At 65.0% G+C, this 17030-nt stretch carries 18 protein-coding genes and 1 pseudogene; 4 read left to right on the top strand and 15 right to left on the bottom strand.

Annotated elements, in window-relative coordinates:
• Positions 1-112: 112 nt before the first annotated feature.
• Positions 113-685 carry a TspO/MBR family protein gene (locus A5707_RS07770; RefSeq protein ID WP_065013924.1) on the top strand — a complete coding sequence of 191 codons (573 nt, stop codon included), beginning with the start codon at positions 113-115 and terminating at the stop codon, positions 683-685.
• Here A5707_RS07770 and A5707_RS23135 read toward each other — a convergent pair.
• The 15 genes from A5707_RS23135 to A5707_RS07700 form a co-directional block, all read right to left on the bottom strand.
• Positions 610-1047, bottom strand: a complete 438-nt coding sequence (locus A5707_RS23135; protein WP_082969329.1) for a thiol-disulfide oxidoreductase DCC family protein — start codon at positions 1045-1047, stop codon at positions 610-612. The genes A5707_RS07770 and A5707_RS23135 overlap by 76 nt on opposite strands.
• Positions 1048-1433: 386 nt before the next feature.
• Positions 1434-1802, bottom strand: a complete 369-nt coding sequence (locus A5707_RS07765) for a DUF2784 domain-containing protein (RefSeq protein ID WP_065013923.1) — start codon at positions 1800-1802, stop codon at positions 1434-1436.
• A gap of 12 nt (positions 1803-1814) precedes the next feature.
• Entirely contained in the window at positions 1815-2810 is a 996-nt protein-coding gene (locus tag A5707_RS07760; RefSeq protein ID WP_065013922.1) for a DUF5914 domain-containing protein, read from the bottom strand.
• The gene (locus A5707_RS07755) at positions 2807-4330 is read right to left on the bottom strand and encodes a hydroxysqualene dehydroxylase (protein WP_065013921.1); all 1524 of its coding nucleotides are present in this window, start codon (positions 4328-4330) and stop codon (positions 2807-2809) included. Before A5707_RS07755 ends, A5707_RS07760 begins: the two co-directional genes overlap by 4 nt.
• Positions 4327-5049, bottom strand: a complete 723-nt coding sequence (locus tag A5707_RS07750) for a class I SAM-dependent methyltransferase (protein ID WP_065013920.1) — start codon at positions 5047-5049, stop codon at positions 4327-4329. The genes A5707_RS07755 and A5707_RS07750 overlap by 4 nt, the downstream gene beginning before the upstream one ends.
• Positions 5036-5347 carry a lycopene cyclase domain-containing protein gene (locus A5707_RS07745; RefSeq protein ID WP_065013919.1) on the bottom strand — a complete coding sequence of 104 codons (312 nt, stop codon included), beginning with the start codon at positions 5345-5347 and terminating at the stop codon, positions 5036-5038. The genes A5707_RS07750 and A5707_RS07745 overlap by 14 nt, the downstream gene beginning before the upstream one ends.
• On the bottom strand, positions 5344-5667 hold the full coding sequence (locus A5707_RS07740) for a lycopene cyclase domain-containing protein (RefSeq protein ID WP_065013918.1): 324 nt from the start codon (positions 5665-5667) through the stop codon (positions 5344-5346). The genes A5707_RS07745 and A5707_RS07740 overlap by 4 nt, the downstream gene beginning before the upstream one ends.
• A complete protein-coding gene (locus A5707_RS07735; RefSeq protein WP_065013917.1) occupies positions 5664-6602 on the bottom strand; it encodes a phytoene/squalene synthase family protein in 939 nt (312 codons plus the stop codon). The genes A5707_RS07740 and A5707_RS07735 overlap by 4 nt, the downstream gene beginning before the upstream one ends.
• Positions 6599-8119: a phytoene desaturase family protein gene (gene crtI / locus A5707_RS07730; RefSeq protein WP_065013916.1), complete on the bottom strand. Its 1521-nt coding sequence runs from the start codon at positions 8117-8119 to the stop codon at positions 6599-6601. The genes A5707_RS07735 and crtI overlap by 4 nt, the downstream gene beginning before the upstream one ends.
• A 28-nt stretch (positions 8120-8147) precedes the next feature.
• Positions 8148-9239, bottom strand: a complete 1092-nt coding sequence (locus A5707_RS07725; RefSeq protein WP_331713126.1) for a polyprenyl synthetase family protein — start codon at positions 9237-9239, stop codon at positions 8148-8150.
• 284 nt (positions 9240-9523) lie between these two features.
• Positions 9524-9928: a hypothetical protein gene (locus A5707_RS07720; protein WP_065013915.1), complete on the bottom strand. Its 405-nt coding sequence runs from the start codon at positions 9926-9928 to the stop codon at positions 9524-9526.
• The gene (locus A5707_RS07715) at positions 9925-11283 is read right to left on the bottom strand and encodes a TIGR01777 family oxidoreductase (protein WP_065013914.1); all 1359 of its coding nucleotides are present in this window, start codon (positions 11281-11283) and stop codon (positions 9925-9927) included. The genes A5707_RS07720 and A5707_RS07715 overlap by 4 nt, the downstream gene beginning before the upstream one ends.
• Positions 11284-11309: 26 nt before the next feature.
• Positions 11310-12533 (bottom strand): glycosyltransferase family 4 protein, encoded by a 1224-nt coding sequence (locus A5707_RS07710; RefSeq protein ID WP_065013913.1) that lies wholly within the window; start codon positions 12531-12533, stop codon positions 11310-11312.
• Between the two features lie 171 nt (positions 12534-12704).
• Complete coding sequence (locus A5707_RS07705; protein ID WP_065013912.1) at positions 12705-14243, bottom strand: glycoside hydrolase family 57 protein; 1539 nt, start codon at positions 14241-14243, stop codon at positions 12705-12707.
• Entirely contained in the window at positions 14240-15013 is a 774-nt protein-coding gene (locus tag A5707_RS07700) for a class I SAM-dependent methyltransferase (RefSeq protein WP_065013911.1), read from the bottom strand. Before A5707_RS07700 ends, A5707_RS07705 begins: the two co-directional genes overlap by 4 nt.
• A 131-nt stretch (positions 15014-15144) precedes the next feature.
• Between A5707_RS07700 and A5707_RS07695 the strand changes: the two genes are divergently transcribed.
• The 3 genes and pseudogenes from A5707_RS07695 to A5707_RS07690 form a co-directional block, all read left to right on the top strand.
• Positions 15145-16095, top strand: a complete 951-nt coding sequence (locus A5707_RS07695) for an RNA-guided endonuclease InsQ/TnpB family protein (protein WP_232000662.1) — start codon at positions 15145-15147, stop codon at positions 16093-16095.
• A 12-nt stretch (positions 16096-16107) separates the two neighbouring features.
• Positions 16108-16314: pseudogene (locus A5707_RS24400) on the top strand (RNA-guided endonuclease TnpB family protein); the annotation flags it as partial.
• Positions 16315-16568: 254 nt separating this feature from the next.
• Positions 16569-17030, top strand: a 462-nt coding sequence (locus tag A5707_RS07690; protein ID WP_419866372.1) for an electron transfer flavoprotein subunit beta/FixA family protein, incomplete at its 3' end; no start/stop codon positions are given.

Below are 17030 nucleotides of genomic sequence, written 5' to 3'. Positions count from 1 at the left end.
CGGCTGCAGAGCAAGTTTGGACCCGGTGTGTGTGAGGGTAATCCTGTCCGAATATGCCCGAGCTGACGCAAGTCTTCGTGGCCTAAACCTAGCGACGAGAGGCGACCGACGGATGTTCAGGCGCGAGGCAACCACTCTGCTTGCCACGACGGCCGCCGTCATCGCGACGTCGACGGTCGGGGGACTCGCGACACGACCAGCGATCCAATCGATCTGGTATGTGCAGCTTCGGAAGCCGTCCTATCAGCCACCGCGGCTGGTGTTTCCAATCGTGTGGCCGGCACTGTATGCCGACATCGCTATCGTCTCCGCAACCAGCGTCGATGCGCTGCGTGGGATCGGCGAGGACCGGAAACGGCGCGGCTATGTGGTGGCACTGCTGCTCAATCTTCTCCTCAACGGCAGTTGGTCGTGGGTGTTTTTCGACCGCCACCATCTGGGCGCCTCCACTGCACTCAACGTGGCATTGACCGCGAGCAGCGCCGATCTGACGCGGCGGGCCATCGACGCGCGAGGGAAGCGTGGCGCAGCACTAGCGGTATACCCGCTGTGGTGCGCTTTTGCCACCCTGTTGTCGGGGCATATCTGGATGCTCAATCGCCGACGCGCTCAGTTGTCGAGGAATCGGGACCGAACCTCGGGCGACGGCACCGGGCACGCGTCGTACTTGCCGAAAACGCGGTAGCGGATATCGGCGAATCGGTCATAGAGCCAGTCGAGTAGCGACGCCGGCACGACACGCGCAACCGTCAGCACCTTCCACGGGCAGCCCAAATAAACCACCACTCGGAATACGGCTTGTGACCGGACAGCTACGCGTTCACTCGCCTGCCCAGGATCGTCGACGAAGACGACCGAATCGACACCGACCAGTTGCGGGTGATTTCGAAGAACCCTTTGGGCATAATCGCTGTCCAGTGCGGCGAACCGCAGGGTGCCGTTGCGGTCGAGCCGAAGGATTAGCTGCACGCCCCGATTGCAGAAGCCGCAGACCCCGTCGTAGAGCAGCACCGGGGCCGCGGAATTCTTTTCGTTCGTACTGTTCATCGACGCTGTGCACCGGTGCCTTTATATGAGCTGATGCGCCCTGCGTCGCTCGGCAAGTGTGGCCAGCCGTGAGAGGCATTCGCGGTTTCGCGGCCACACTGTCATCAGAGCTGCCGGGCCAGGGATGAGTATCGATGGACCTTTGGCTGGGACCTCGTGCATGGCTACGCGGCAGCCGCCGGGGATATCCTCAAGCCGTAACGTGATTCGGGCTGCGGCGAGCGGTGTCAACTTCGCGAGCAAGACGAGTTCTCCTAGCGGCCTGCAGCTTTCAACTACGGTCTCGTCGTTGATGGCGAGCGGCCAATCCCCACCGTGTGATGGATTGTTGAACCGGGGCTGGGCCAATCCTGGTGTGGTGTGAGTACCCACGGCAGGTGGGTCGATCACCTCCGCTTGCCCACACGCATCCACAACAATGCACCCCATGAGAGAGCGGCCGCGGCAAAGGCCAGTGCTTGGGCCGTACCCGTGCGGTTCGACGGATAAAAGTGGCCCGCGATGTAACGATCGACGAAGCCGGTGGTCGGCAGCGAGTCCATTCCCGCGTTAGCGCGCGACCATTCTTCCAATGACGTGAGTGGGCAAGGCAAGTTCAACGTCACTACTCCGACGCCCCACACGACGGCCGGTATGTGTAGCCAGAGGGTGCGTGGCCAACGCAGCGCGAGAAAACCGCCGCTTGGCAGATAAATCAAGTACGTGAAATGCGCGCTGACCGTGCCCACTACGAAGGCGAAGTGCAATCTCTTCACGGCCGAGAATTCCTATCGACCGGCGCGTAGCTGGTAGCGGCGCTCGGCGTAGGCGAGGTCGTCTCGCCAGAGCCGGGTGGCGGCGTAGCGCATGAGCGGCGCGATGACTCGCGAAAGCCGGGATGCGAGGGGAAACCCCGGACGGCTGGAATGTGCGACGACGGCCTCTAACACGGCCGTACGTGGGCGTCCATCGGCGCCTGGACCGATTGGTGTGGCGTGTGTTTCGACAACGCTGCCTACTCCTTCGCCCTCCATGATCCGCATCACGACGGTTCGCGCGTCGGTGCAGGTGAACTCAGCAATTACCGGTACACCGAATCGTGCCATCCGGAAGGTGACTGCGACCAGAAAACGGTCGTCCTGCTCAGTCGGGGTGCTGAGGACCTCGAGACTGGTGAACGAGTACGGGTGAAACCACGCGCCATGCCATGGATCGAGCCGGTTAGCGATGATGTCCACGGGTTCGCATATGCCGACCACTTTGGCGACGGTATGGACCGTTTCGCCGGTCGGTCGATGACTAATCGACGGCTTTTCCGAGGGCGGCTCTGTACCGATGTCGTCGAGTCGCACCCAGGCGAGCACACCGTCGTCGTAACCCCGCAGCGGTGCCCAGCTGTAGTCACAGCCTTCGCCGTCGAAGGCCAGTCCGTGCCATCGGCACATCAGCGTGCCGTCGTGAACTACGCCGGTCGCGAGATCCGCCCCGAGATGCGGGCAAGTGCGTGGGCCGACATGGAGGCGGTGCCGCTGGTCACGCCAGGCGACAATGTTGACTCCGGCGACGACGACACCGAATGGACGGTCGGTGCGTATCTCGCGGCTAGCGGCAAATGCGTACCAATTTCCGGTGGGTCGACGTTGGGAGCGGTCCAGTGCGGCGTTGATGATGACCGGCTTTGCGTCGCGGTAGGTCGGTTTCTGGCGAGCCCAAGGCGTGGGTGGGACGATCTGCAGCGGCCAACTCTTTGGCCACCGCTGCCGTACTTGATCTCGAATGTTCATGAGGATCTCAGTTTTTGACGGTTCGCCAGCCAGCGCAGCGGTGCCCATCGGCCGCGGGTGGGCACCGTGGTCAGCGTATGACCGGCAAGCCCCCACTGGGCCAGTAGTCGGTTGGCCGCCGACCAGCCGGTGGTGGCGGCGCGTTCCATGAGCGCCACCGGAAGATCGACTCGGATCCCATCGCCGGCCAGCATCAGCCCGGGTTGGGGCGTGGTGATGCTCGGCCGGTGCGCGTAGGAGCCCGGCGTGAACAGCGGGCAATCGCTGCGATGGAGAACGCGGTCATGGATGATGTTCGCCTCTGCAGTCTCAGGGTAGAGCGCATGTAGCTGCCGGATCGCTGACTCCCTGCATGGCGCGGAATGCAATGCATATGAGTGTAATTCGACGACGGAGCCGCGACGGCGCTGAACCCAGTCGCGGGCTTGGCTTTCATAGCGCTCCAATACGCTGATGTTATCGAGCGGCTTATGCCCGGCAGTCCCGAGAAATGCCGGGCGGTGGCCCGCGACGGGTCGGTCAAGCCACAGTCGATATACCGCGAAGGGCGACGCGCTCTGTAGTCGCTGTATCCGTTTACGCCACGTGTCGTCGGCCAGGTTCGATGACGCTGCCACGATTCGCTGCAGCCCGCCGACATCAGTGGCTAGCACCACGGCGTCGGCCTTTAGACGATCAGTCGAGTCGGTATGCACGCTGAACGTGTCGTCAACGTTGACATCGATGCGAATTGCGCTGTCTCCAAGGTGAAACCGCACATCGAGCTCTTCAAGGTAGCGCTGTAACGGCTGCCACAGAGCGGTGTCGTAATTCGAAGTGGGAACGTCGAAGATGAGGCCCTCACTGGAGCCCAGAAAGTAGATGTGGAACATCGTCGCCAACTCGGCTGCCGACAGCTGCGAAGGTTCAGCGAAAAAGCTGCGGGAAAACACTTCGAACGCCAGATGCCGAGCGGCATCGGGGAAATTGATGCCCTTAAGGAATGTTTCAGCGTCGACATGGTCAAGCCGGTGATAGATGTCGGGCAACGACACAGAAGCTAGCGGCGCAGCGGCCCGCGCGTCGATGCGGGCCAGATCCGGTAGCCGAAAGGTCGGGCTTCGCATCGCGAACGCCAGCGCGTTCCACGGCGGGGTTCGAGGAAGGCCGCGGAAGCTTTCGCGCCGACCAGCGCCATCGACTAGCGGATAGTCGTCGACGGGCGCCAGCATTTGCAGTTGCGGATCGATTCGCTTCAGCAGGCCCCTCAGGTTGTAGTACTGGCGAAAGAATGCGTGAAAGCCGCGGTTCATGGCAAGTTCGGCGCCGTCATGGTTCTCGGTCCAGCCGCCGACCCGTCCGCCCAGATAGCTTTCGCGTTCAAGGATCGTGACCGCAACGCCGCGTTCAGCCAGTCCGGTCGCGGCGGTTAGCCCGGCGATACCAGCACCGATGACCATGACAGCTGGGCGCGACGTCAATGCGCTCGCATGACGCAACCCCAGTGGGGGCAAGTGGGTTTGGCGACGACGATCGGTCATTGCGGCGCATCCGCGAGGAATGTGTGCACAATATTGGCTTCCCACCCAGGCATGGTTTGGCTGCGCACTGCGGTGAATCCGGCGTCGGAAAGCCGACGCCGAAATCGTGCTGCACCGTCGAAAGCCAGCACGCTTTGCCATAAATAGCGGTACAGCGTGGTGTCGCGCGTGCGCCAGAATCCGGCCGGGATGATGATGCCCCAGCACACCGCATGCCATACCCCGGTGGCCGCGCGCGAGTCACGCACGGAATACTCGTGGACGGCCAATGTGCCGCCGGGCCGTAGCAGCGCACAGAACTGCTGCAACTGCTTATCTGGCTCGGCGAGGTTGCGCACCAGGTACGCGGCCAGTATGCCGTCGAACGGTCCGGTGACCCCGTGGTCAGCCAGCCTCTCGACAGGGGCATGCACGAAATGCACTGACGGGGGCCACTTCTTGCCGGCTGCGACATCAAGCATGCCCCGCGAAGCGTCGATAGCGACGATATCGGATTTCGGCGCGACAGTGAGCAGCGCCGCTGTCGATGCGCCGGTGCCGCAGCCGGCATCAAGCAGTCTTAGCCCTTCGCCGTCACCAGGCAGGCGCATGCGACGTGCTGAGCGCCGCAGGTGCGGGTGATAGCCGGGATTTGCACGGACCAACCGGTCGTAGGCCACCGCTCCGTCGTCAAATGCGCGGGTCAATCCGTCGTTGGGACGGAGCCTACCTGCGCACACGTTGGCGTTCCCATAACAGCAGCACCGCAGTAAGCATCGCGAAGCCGAACAAAAAATCCTCGACCGGGATGTCGAACGGAAACCGCAGGCCGCTGATCTGTCGCTCGTCATAGCTGACGATCGGGGCGCTGCGCTTGGTCAGCCAGCCGTCCACCGGAACCTGAAACCCGAGCACGATCAGCATCGACAACCAGTAGGCAGGGCGCCGAAACAGACCGGTACGTAGTAGTGCCAATTCGATTCCGAAGACTGCCAGCACTGCCAGCACGGCCGGCGCGGCATAACCGAGTCCGGTCACCTTCGCTTCGCCCAATCGAGAATAGTGCTCACCGCGTTATAGGTCAGCAGAGCGCACAACGGAATCACGATGAAGAACAAAACCTCCTCGATCGGCACCTGAAACGGTATGCGCAGACCCGTGATATATGCCGCGTCGTAGGTCCAAATGTGGCAGGCCACTGCAATCTCATCCCAAATCAAAAAAATCACGGCGACAGGTAACACCGCCCGCACCAGACGCTGAGGTCGGCGGTATACCCCGCGTCCAAACGCCTCCAAGGGTGCGGTGATCGCCACGCATGCGGCCAGGACGAGCAGATATTGCCATCGATCGTTCATGCCGCACCTGTTTCACCGACGCGGGCTCTCCATGCGCGGAACAGTCCAGCACCGGCTACTCGGAGTCGTCGGGTGGTGCCTACCGTGGCGCGCCGGCTGAATACCGCGAAGTCGCTGTCTTCGATATTGTCGAGAATCCCCGAGTAGAGGGTCAAAGCGGTTGCCACGCAGGGCCGGGAGCGAGGCGCCAGCAACGCAATCCCCTCGGCCGCGAACCTATATGTCTGCCGGGCGATTTCGTGCTGGGCGGCCAGCGCGCTGCGCACCCACGTATCAGTGCGATGATTGTGGTGGCACCACATCAGCACATCGCGATCCACGCAGAAACTGGCGAGTTCGTCTGCGGGCAGGTAGATCCTGCCTCGCATCAGGTCTTCGTCGATGTCTCGCAGAAAGTTGGTGAGTTGAAAAGCCCGCCCGAGCGCCGCGGCGTAGGGGGCGGCCTCCGCCACGGAGCATACGGTGCCGAGTATCGGAAGTAGCTGCAGTCCAATCGCTTCCGCTGATCCCCGCATATAGCGGTTGAGCGCCTCGCGGTCGGGATAGTCGGTGATGGATAGATCCATCCGCATCGACGCCAGGAAGTCATCAAATAATGCTGCATCGATGTCATAGCTGCGTGCGGTGTCGCTGACCGCGGCGAGCACGGGATCTTTATGATGGTCGCCACCCGCGAAGAACCGGTCGCCTAGCTCCCTCAGTCGTATAGTTCGGACATCGATTGTCCAATGTGGATTGAAGTCATCGAGGATATCGTCGGCGTAGCGGGCGAATCCGTATAGGGCGTGCACCGGAGGCCGTTGGTCTGGCGCCAGCAATCGTGTGGCCAAAAAGAACGTCCGCCCGTGCGCGGCATTGATTTCGCGGCAGCGGCGATAGGCGTCACGCAGCCGGGGGTCGTCAATGCCGGCAGCGTCGAGCTCGCTTCGAATCATGGCAGTGAAGCTTTCAGGTCGAGGTGTTTCCGTGATCGGCCGACGACCCCCGTGATGCGGTCGGCCGCGAGCCGACCGGAGATCAGCGCGGTCGGCACACCCACGCCCGGCACGGTCGACGATCCGGCCAGCACCGCGTTGTCGATGCCGCGCACGGTGTTCGCCGGGCGGAATGGCCCTGTTTGACCAAAGGTGTGCGCGAGCGCGAACGGTGTGCCGGCGGCCATCCCCTGACGTGCCCAGTCGACCGGGTTGACGACGCCGAGCACGGTGGCATCGTCGCCCAGGTCCGGTATTAGCCGGTCCTGCACGGTGTCCACAATCGTTTGCGCGTATCTCTGACCTTCGACCGACCAGTCGACCGCGCACCGGGCAAGATTGGGCGCCGGGGCGAGCAAATAGAGTAAGTCTCGTCCGGCCGGTGCGAGCGTCGGATCGCTGGCGGTCGGCCGGGTGACAAGCAGTGACGGATCTCGCATCAGCCGGCCGTCGTGAATGATGTCGGTGAACGTGTGCTCCCAGACGTCACCGAAAAGTATTGTGTGATGGGCGGTCGGCGGGTGCACGCGGTGGCAGCCAACGTGAGCCACAACCGCCGACGGCGACGAGCGAAGAGCACGCAGGCGACGCGGTGTACGGCCGAGTAATTCGTAGGTCTGGGGTAGTTCGGTGGTGAGGACTACCGCATCGCAGGCGATCCGTTGGCCTTGGTCGGTTCGGATGGCGATGATTTCCTTAGCGGTGCGGTCGAGGCTGGTGACCGTTGATCCGTAATGAAACCGCACACCGGAGTCGACTGCCGCGGCGGCCAACGCGTCAGGTAGCGCTCGTACACCACCGCGCGGAAAGAAGACGCCCGAGATCGTGTCCATGTAGGCGATCACCGCATAGGCAGCCAAGGCGTCCTGCGGAGCCACACCGGCATATAGCGACTGGAAAGTGAAGACCCGCCGCAGCCGCGGGTCGGTGATGTACCGCTTAATCATCCCGTCCCACTTACGAAATCCGCCCATCACCGCCAGCTTTGCCAGTTGCGGCGTCAACAGATCGAGGGGTGAATCGAAGTTCGTGCCGATGAAGCCGTCGATTTCGATGCGGTACAGACGAGTCAGCCAGTCACGCAACCTGCGATAGCCGACAACCTGCTGGCGGCCGGCAAAGGTTTCGATGGCGCTGGCCATTTGATCCGGGTCACTGTGTACATCGATCCAGCTGCCGTCGGCGAACATGGCCCGATACGCCGGGTCCACGGGCAGCAGTTGCAAACGATTGGCACAAGTTTCACCCACGGCGGCGAAGACATCGTCGATGATGTCCGGCATCGTCAAGACTGTCGGGCCGGTGTCGATCTGGTAGCCGTCGACGTCAAGGCGGCCTGCCCGTCCGCCGGGCCACGGCTGCCGCTCCACGACGGTGACGGTCCGGCCACGACCCGCCAGGTGCAGGGCTGCGGCCAGGCCCGCCAAGCCGGCGCCGACAACCACCACGTGATCGCTACGCCTCCGGACAGTTCGCATCAGTGCAAAATTCCCAAATCCATGCGGCTCATTCGTCGCGCTCTGTGCACGCGGTCGCCATGTTTGCCAGCGCTTCTCGCAGAGCTTCGTCGATTGCCATGTCGGCCAATGCTTTTTGCGCCGACGCCAGATGCTCGCTGATCATTTCTTCTATCCGCTGCACCGCTCCAGTTGTGGCGATCAAGGTCTTCCATCGATTGAGCAAGGAGTCGTCCAGGTGGTCGCTGCTCATTAGTTCGGTCAGCTCGCGGCGGGTGGGCGGATCCGCCATCTGCTGCGCGGTCACCATGACGCTCGTTGCCTTGCGTTCAAGCAAGTCGCCGCCATCGGGCTTGCCTGTGCGCGCCGACGAACCGAAAACACCCAGCAGGTCGTCGCGAAGCTGAAATGCCTCCCCGACAGCGGCGCCATATCGGCCAAGTTGGGAAACAGTGTAACTATCGCAACCGGCCATCGCGGCGCCGATCTCCAAGGGCCGGCGCACCGTGTAATTACCTGACTTCCGTCGTGCCACGATCAAAACGGACTCCAACGATGGTTGATCGCGGATGTCGCTTGTCAGGTCGGCGAACTGGCCTACCGCCAACTCCACTCGCATGGCGTCGTATCGAGGCCACACTTGCTGCAGGCGAGGAAGGTCCATGCCACACTCGCGCAGCATCTGCTCCGCCCAGATCAGGCATAAATCGCCGAGCAGAATCGCCGCCGATTCGCCGAACCGGCGCGGTGAACTGGATAGGCTCTTTGCTCGGTGCCAAGCCGCGAATTGGATATGCGCCGCCGGCCGGCCTCTTCGTTGGGGCGACTCGTCCATCACGTCGTCCTGTAGGAGCGCGAATGCGTGCAGCAACTCGAGGCTGGCGGCCGCGCGCAAAGCCGCATCGTCGGCTGCCTCCCCACACAGCCAGCCCATATACATGAAGGCCGATCGCAGGCATTTTCCGCCTGAGACAAACTTCAGCAGGATGTCGCCGGCTGCATCGATGCCTGCGCGATCCAACTCCGCGGTGCGTGCGGAGACAAACTCGGACACGTGAAGAAGCACGCCATCCCGAACACTCGCGCGCCAAGCAGTGAAGCCGCCGGCGTTCACGCCGTTATTAGCGCTGGGCAAATCCACTGCGGGCACCAACGACAAACTAGAGAGTTCGCTCACCGACTGCCCTTTCTGAACGTTTGTCAGCGGCTTTGCTCGGTTGGCCTAACCTCACGCGGTCATACCCCCCTGACGACGCCGGCAAACACCCCAAAAAGGGTTGTTGCCAAGACAGCGCTGACTCTCGATGGAGGTCAGACAGCTTTGCAAACCCAGTTCATTTCCTTAAACGTTAACTTAATGAAGTTCCGGAGGTTTGGCTAGCGGTACGTTGACACTGTTTGGCTAGCAGAAGACGTCAGCCGTCGTTATCGCTTGAGCGCGTCGTCGAGCGCTGCGCGCAGCCCGTCGGTGTCGGCCACCGTCACGGTGAGCGCGGAATGATCACGCAAGCCGAGGACGCGACGAATCGGCGGGTTGAAGTGGATGCACACGCCCGCGGCGGCATTCGTTCCGAAGGTCAGGCCGTCGTCGACCATGGACAGCCGTGGCCCCACCGCGGTCCACCACCGATACGGCCCGGTGACATGGGCATCGTCGATCTGCGTCAGCGGCACGTCGACGACGAAGGGCCCATAGCGGGCGACCAGTCGACTGTCGGTGAGCGTGACGCCCTGCGTTGCGGGCCAGGCGCGGAACGGCAGCCACATCGGCGCCAGCCGAGGGTCATAGCGGTACGGGAAATAGCGTCCGCGCGGCTGTTGTCTGATCATGCCGCCGCCCGACCCAACAGGTGGCGCAATGCCTGCTCGAGGTTGGGTTGGCGAAACCGGTGACCGGCATTCCGCAGACGTGCGGGGCTGACCCGTTGACTTGCGCAGGCCAGCTCGCGGGCCCCCTGGTTGCCGAGCAACAGTCGCGGCCCCAGCGCGGGTACCGGCAACACCGCGGGTCGGTGTAGGACGCGCGCGAGGGTGCGGGTGTAGTCGGTGTTGCGCACCGGTTCGGGCGCTGTGGCGTTGACCGGTCCGGACAGTTGGGTGTCCCAGAGTCCGCGGTGGTAGATGTCGATGAGGTCGTCGAGGCCGATCCAGGACAGCCACTGTCGGCCGTTGCCGACCCGCCCGCCCAGTCCGGCGCTGAACAGCGGGCGCAGCAGGCGAAGAGTGCCTCCGCTCGGTGATTGAACGATGCCGGTGCGCACCAGCACTACTCGCGTTCCGGGCTGTTGTGCCGGCGCCGTCGCACCCTCCCAGTCGGCGACGACGTCGGCGAGGAACCCGTCGCCGCGGTCGCTGTCCTCGGTGAGGATTTCGTCGCTGCGGTCATAGCCGTAGAAGCCGATCGCCGACGCGCAGATCAGCACGCTGGGACCGTCGGGCGTTTGGGCGACGAGTTCGGCCAGCTGCCGGGTGGGGCCGATTCGGCTGTCGCGAACCGCGCGCCGGTGGCCGTCAGTGAAGCGCCCGGCGATCGAGGCGCCGGCCAGGTGGATCACCGCGTCGACACCGGCCAGTAGGCCCGGGTTCGGGTTGTCCGGATCCCATTGCCGCTCAGTGGTATTGGTCGCCGGGTGGCGCACCAGTCGGATGACGCGGTGCCCTCCGGTGGACAGGAACGCACTCAACGCCGATCCGACGAGGCCGGAGGAACCGGTGATCGCGACGGTCAGTGGCTGCAGCCCGTGCTCGGCTGCCAGCCGGTGTGCGGCCAGGTCGTCGGCCAGTTGGCGATGCCGGTAGCCGAACATCGGCCGAAGCGCCCCCTCGGGCACCGAGGTCGCAACTCGGTCGATCACTCGGGTCTGGTTGGCGCTGACCTCTTCGAAGTCGTGGGTGTGGCGCCACCGCATCGCGATTCGGGCCGGCAGCGAGGTCAGCCCGGCGCTGTCGATCTCGTCGACGAAACGCCTTGGCGGATCGTAGAAGTCGGCCTGGTGCTGGGCCACCCAGCGCAGGCCTCCGGGCAGCGCGAGGGTCGCGCGGCCGTTCTTGAGCGAGTCGGCCTCGGTGAGCAATCGCATCGGCTGCCAGGGCGGCGACAACCGGGTGAATGCCCCGGGCCGGGCATGCCAGGCGAACACCTCGTCGCGCGGCGCGTCGATCACACTGGAATACACCAGACTCATGGCTCGACGGTACCGGCCTTTTCCGGCTACCGGTCGGGTAGCGCGTGGGCGACGATCGGCAACCGGGGCAGCGGTTGGCGTTCGCGACGCTTTGCGGCCAGGTACACCTGCGCGGTCTCCTCGGCCACGGTGTGCCAATCGAAGTCCGAAGTCAGCCGCTGCCGGGCGGCGTGTGCACGGCGCTGCGCGGCGGCCGGGTCGTCGAGCACGGCACACACCGTCTTGGCCAGTTGGGCTACGTTGTGCGGTGGGCACGACATGCCGGTCTGGCCGTTGATCACCGCCTCGCCCAAGCCGCCGATGTTGGACGTCACCAACGGGGTTCCGGCCGCGGCGGCTTCCAGCGCGGCGAGTCCGAACGGCTCGTAGTGGCTGGGCAATACGGCCGCGTCGGCGCGGTGCAGTGCGGTCAGCAGCTCGTCATGGCCGAGCCGTCCGACGAAGTTGGTTGCCTTGAGCACTCGGTGTTTTCGGGCCTGGTCGACGAGCCAGTCCTGCTGGGTGCCCTCACCGGCGACGGTCAGCGTGGTGCCGGGATGGGCGCGCCGGATCCGCGGCAGTGCGGCGATCGCATTGTGTACGCCCTTCTCGTATTCCAACCGGCCCACATACAGCAGCTCCGGTGGGCCGGTGCGCGGCCGGCGGGCCGCGAAGGGCCAACGCCCCGCGTCGATTCCGTTGCGGATCACCGTGATTTGCGCCAACCCGGGACCGAACAGCTCGGTGATCTCGTCGCTCATCGATGCCGAACAGCTGATCAGCGAGTCGGATTCCCGCACCAGCCACGACTCGAGGGCATGCACCTGGCGGCTGACGGGGCCGGACACCCAGCCGGAATGCCGGCCGGCCTCAGTCGCATGGATAGTGGAAACCATTGGCACATCGTGGAATTCGGCTAGGGCGATGGCAGGGTGGGCCACCAGCCAGTCGTGTGCGTGCACGACATCGGGCGTGAAGTCCAGCGTCAGCCCGGCGCGGGTCATGGCGTGTCCCATGGCAAGAGTCCAGGCCATCATGTCGTCGGCGAACGTGAACTCATGCGGGTCTTGTGCGGCCGCGACCACCCGCACGCCCTCGCTGAACTCCTCTGTCGACGGGTGTGTGCTCGGGTCGGTTCCGGTCGGCCGGCGGCAGAGCACGACGACCTCGTGGCCGGCTGCGGCCAGCGCCGTCGACAGGTGATGCACGTGGCGGCCCAACCCGCCGATCACCACCGGCGGGTATTCCCACGACACCATCAGGATCTTCATGCGGCTGCCCACCTTTGGTGCGCCCACCTTTGGCGCGGGCGGGGGGGGTTTGAGGGCCGCCCCCCCGCCGGGGGGGGGGGGGGCCCCCCCCCCCCCCGGCGGCGCGTGCGTGTTCCCGGCCGCACGCTCGGCGTGTCGGCCGGGAACACGCACGCTCGCGCGGAAAGGCGATCAGCATGGCAGCCGCCGGGCGTCGAGGGCGCCGAACAACCCGTCGGCACGGTTCCAGCCGTCGGCCAGTCGCTGGGCGACTTCGCGGCGGCCCGACGCCAGCGCATCGGCGATTTCCCGGGTGGCGTGGGCGTGCAGGTGCGCCCGGTAGCGGGCATAGTCGGCGGCGGAATCCTTGCTGACCATGAACGGCCAGTCGCTGGAGACCGTCAGCAGCGTCTCGCGCAGGATCTGGTCGGCGACCTGGTCGCGGGGGATCGGCCCATCCAATGACGCGTTCTGGGTCAGCGCCTTGTCGACCGTGCTGAGCGCGGTATCGACCACCTCGGCGTTGAGTTGCACCAGATCGGCCACCTTGTCGCCCGACCACACCTGCCAGTCCTTACCGGAACCCCAAGAGCTGGGCGGTAATTCGACGGCCGAGCCGACGAAACCGTCGGCGATCGCGTCGCTCAAAGTGCCGACCCGCACCCCGGCTTCGGGCAGGGCCCGCAGCACCCGTTCCAGCCACACCGGTCCCTCGTACCACCAATGGCCGAACAACTCGGTGTCGAACGCGGCAATGACGTGGGCCGGCCGCCCGATCCGCTCGGATTCGCCCAGCAGTCGGCTGCGGACGACGTCGACGAAATCGGCGACGTGGACGTCGACCGCACGGTCGGCGCGCTCGGGGTCGTAGGGCGCTTTGGCGTCCGAGGGCACATTGCGGCCGGTGACCCGGGCCGGTTTCAGGCCGGTGCGATGGTCGTAGGTGTGGAAGTCGCGGTAGGCGGCGTGGCCGGGGTAGCCGGATTTCGGCGACCACACCCGGTAACTGACTTGCAGGTCGCGCCCGAACGCCACGACATCGGTGTCGCCAACCGGCCGCCCCAACGCGGTGTCGCCGTGCAGCGAGGGTCCGTCGACCATGAAGTGCCCGACTCCGGCTGCGGCGTAATCGTTTTCCATGCCCGGCGCGTAGGCACATTCGGGCGCCCAAATGCCACTCGGGGTGTGCGCCAAGCGCTGCCGGGCATCGGCCAGCCCTTCACGCAGCGCGAATTCCCGCAACCGCGGATGCAGCAGCGGCTGGAACGGGTGGGCCAGCGGGCCGCCGAGCAACTCCACCGTGCCGGCATCGACCAGGCCGCGCAGCAGCGGGCTGCCACCGTGGTGCCACAACGTGGCGAAGTCTTCGAGAGCTAGGTCGGCTTCGGCGCGCTCGCGAATCCCGAAGGCCCGCAACGGCTCTGCCATGCTGGCGGCTTCGGCGGCGCGTAGCCCCCAGTTAGCCAGCCAGTGATACATGCCGTCGAGGCAGTAGGGGTCGTCCAGCTGGGCGGTCACGACCGGCGTCATCCCCAGCGTGATCACTCCGCGCCGGTCCTCGTCGGCAAGCGTGTGCAGTACCCGCAGCAGCGGTAAGTAGGCCGCTGACCATGACTGGTAGAGCCACTCCTCGCCGACCGGCCAGCGGCCGTGGTGGGCCAGCCACGGTAGGTGGGTGTGCAATACCAGGGTGAACAGCCCGGGCACCGGCGGGTCGGCGCTATACGTCACGAGCGCACCGCGATCGCGACGAGATCCAGGCTGGTGTCGATATCGCGGTCGGCTGCGTCGACGATCTCGAAGTCGTCGGCACGGACAGCGGCCACATCAGCCAGCAGGTCGGGTGGCCAGGGCGCGTCGGCCACCGCCCGGGCAACCTGCGCGTCGATGATCGAGCCGCCGTGCCGGGCATCCATGTCGACCAGCCGCGGCCCGTGGAAGACTCCGCTCATGGTCACGGTCGCGAATCCGGCGTCGAGCAGCAGCTGGGTCAGCTCGTCGGCATTGAGCTCCCGGGTATGAAACGGGTTGATCGGGGTGTCGCGGCCCGGTGAGAACGTGATCCGGTTCGGTGTGGACACCATCAGCACCCCCGACGGCCGCAGGACTCGGGCGCACTCGGAGACGAATTGTGCTTGATCCCACAGATGCTCGATGACCTGGAAGTTGACCACGGCATCCACCGAACCGTCCGGCAATGGCAGCGCAGCGAGGTTGCCGTGCATGACCTGGACCCGCGGATAACGTGCGCGCACGTGGGCGACCGTCGACTGGTCGTAGTCCAGCGCCACCACTCGACTGGCCACCGCGGCGATCAAGTCGGCGCCGTAGCCCTCGCCACAGCCCGCCTCGAGCACCTCGCGGCCAGCGCAGCGCGAAGCCAACCGCTGGTAGACCACCTCGTGGCGGCGAAACCAGTAGTTCTCCACGTCCAGGCCGGGAATGGTGCGCTCGCCGGTCAACGGCAGTGCGGCGTCGGTGGAGGTATGGAACGTGCGCATCAGCCCTCCTTCGGCGTGAAATCCGGGCGATTATGCCGGGGCGGAATGCCGAACCCGACATGTGCCGGTGTGCATTGTCCGTTGTTGTCGGTGGCCGTGGCTATCTTTCGGGTGTGTCTCGGTTTCGGTTGGTGCCAACACCCGCACAGGAGGTGGTGCTGCTGGAGCATTGTCGGCATGCACAGTTCGTGTGGAACCTGGCCGTCGAGCAGCAGCAGATGTGGCAGCCAGGCCGCCGCGCCCCTGGGTACCGCGAACAGTCGGCGCAGTTGACTGACATCCGCGCCGAATACGACTGGTTGGCGGCCGGGTCGCAGACGGTGCAGCAGCAAGCACTGCGCGATTTCCGACAGGCTATGCAAAATTTTCTCGCCGGAACCCATGGCCGACCGTCGTGGCGCAAGGCCGGCGTTCATGAAGGGTTCCGTCAGGTTGGGCTCAAGCCTTGCCACATCGAAAAACTCAACAGGCACTGCGCGCGGGTATGGGTGCCCAAGGTCGGATGGGTCCGCTTCCGTTTCACTCGGGCCGTGCCTGACGGTGTGAAGTCCTATCGCATCACTCGGGACAGGGCCGGTCGTTGGCATATCGCGTTCGCCCACATCCCCTGCCCAATCCCGGGACCCAGGGACGGCAGCGTGGTCGGCGTCGATCGTGGTGTCGCCGTGTCGGCGGCCTTGTCGACTGGGGAGTTGCTGCACGCCCCCAGCCTGACACCTGGTGAACAGATCCGGCTGCGCCGCCTTCACCAGCGCCTGGCGCGAGCCCGGCGTGGCTCCCACCGCCGACAGCGCACCAAGCTGGCGATCGGAAGGCTCAGAGCGCGCGAGGCGGACCGGCGACGAGACTGGGTGGAAAAAGCCACGACCGATCTGGCGCGTCGGTTCGACACCATTCGAGTGGAGAGCCTCGACGTGCGGGCGATGACACGCTCTGCGCGCGGCACCTTTGATCAACCGGGCGTTCGTGTTGCCCAGAAGCGGGGCCTTAATCGCGCGATCAGTCGACAAGGATGGGGTCGACTGGTGGCCAGGCTCGACCATAAGGCTACGGGCCGAGTTCAACGGGTCCCTGCCGCGTAAACGTCGCAACGATGCTCGGCCTGTGGGTACGTCGCACCCGAAAACCGCAAGAGCCAAGCGGTCTTCGCCTGCGTCGCCTGTAAAACCGGGCCGTGCAATGCCGATGTGAACGCTGCCCGCAACATCGCCGCCGGACGGGCGGTACCAGCACAGGGAGACCTCGCCGCAGGGCGGTCTGTGAACTGTGAACCTCAACTCAGCTCTCCTGCTGCCAAGTAGGGAGGACGGGTTGGATCCTCGGACTCCGGTCTGGGGTGGACGTCAATGAGTAGGGAGGCTAGCCCCTACGGCGCCGATCGCGAATGGGTCACCGCAGACGGGCGGGCAATCGGGCCTAGCACGACCCGCTATGGTGTGAGAGCGAACCGCACAAAGTTACCGCTCAGTAACATGCGTGTGTGGTGGCGTAAGACGTGACCCTGGTCCTGCAGTCGACGGCTGCGGGACTCCTTCGAGGAGGACGAACCACACTTATGACGAACATCGTGGTCCTGATCAAGCAGGTCCCAGACACCTGGTCGGAGCGCAAGCTCACCGACGGCGACTACACGCTGGATCGCGAGGCCGCCGACGCCGTGCTGGACGAGATCAACGAGCGCGCCGTCGAAGAGGCGCTGCTCATCCGGGAGAAAGAGGCCGCCGACGGAACCGAGGGCTCGGTGACCGTGCTGACTGCGGGCCCGGAGCGCGCCACCGAAGCGATCCGCAAGGCGCTGTCGATGGGTGCCGACAAGGCCGTCCACCTGCTCGACGACGGGATGCACGGCTCCGACGTCGTGCAGACCGGTTGGGCGCTGGCCCGGGCGCTGGGCACCATCGAGGGCACCGAGCTGGTGATCGCCGGCAACGAGTCCACCGACGGCGTCGGCGGAGCGGTGCCGGCCATCATCGCCGAGTACCTGGGTTTGCCGCAGCTCACCCACCTGCGCAAGTTG

The sequence above is a fragment of the Mycobacterium kyorinense genome, from assembly GCF_001672775.1.
Classification (GTDB): domain Bacteria; phylum Actinomycetota; class Actinomycetes; order Mycobacteriales; family Mycobacteriaceae; genus Mycobacterium; species Mycobacterium kyorinense_A.
The sequence above is the reverse complement of the archived record's forward strand: the minus strand, read 5'-3'. Positions and strand labels throughout refer to the sequence as shown.

Bases quoted from the DNA above. Each gene is read 5' to 3' on its own strand.
- A5707_RS07770 (WP_065013924.1), top strand. From the start codon at position 113: ATGTTCAGGCGCGAGGCAACCACTCTGCTTGCCACGACGGCCGCCGTC.
- A5707_RS23135 (WP_082969329.1), bottom strand. From the start codon at position 1,047: ATGAACAGTACGAACGAAAAGAATTCCGCGGCCCCGGTGCTGCTCTAC.
- A5707_RS07760 (WP_065013922.1), bottom strand. From the start codon at position 2,810: ATGAACATTCGAGATCAAGTACGGCAGCGGTGGCCAAAGAGTTGGCCG.
- A5707_RS07755 (WP_065013921.1), bottom strand. From the start codon at position 4,330: ATGACCGATCGTCGTCGCCAAACCCACTTGCCCCCACTGGGGTTGCGT.
- A5707_RS07740 (WP_065013918.1), bottom strand. From the start codon at position 5,667: ATGAACGATCGATGGCAATATCTGCTCGTCCTGGCCGCATGCGTGGCG.
- A5707_RS07735 (WP_065013917.1), bottom strand. From the start codon at position 6,602: ATGATTCGAAGCGAGCTCGACGCTGCCGGCATTGACGACCCCCGGCTG.
- crtI (WP_065013916.1), bottom strand. From the start codon at position 8,119: ATGCGAACTGTCCGGAGGCGTAGCGATCACGTGGTGGTTGTCGGCGCC.
- A5707_RS07720 (WP_065013915.1), bottom strand. From the start codon at position 9,928: ATGATCAGACAACAGCCGCGCGGACGCTATTTCCCGTACCGCTATGAC.
- A5707_RS07715 (WP_065013914.1), bottom strand. From the start codon at position 11,283: ATGAGTCTGGTGTATTCCAGTGTGATCGACGCGCCGCGCGACGAGGTG.
- A5707_RS07710 (WP_065013913.1), bottom strand. From the start codon at position 12,533: ATGAAGATCCTGATGGTGTCGTGGGAATACCCGCCGGTGGTGATCGGC.
- A5707_RS07700 (WP_065013911.1), bottom strand. From the start codon at position 15,013: ATGCGCACGTTCCATACCTCCACCGACGCCGCACTGCCGTTGACCGGC.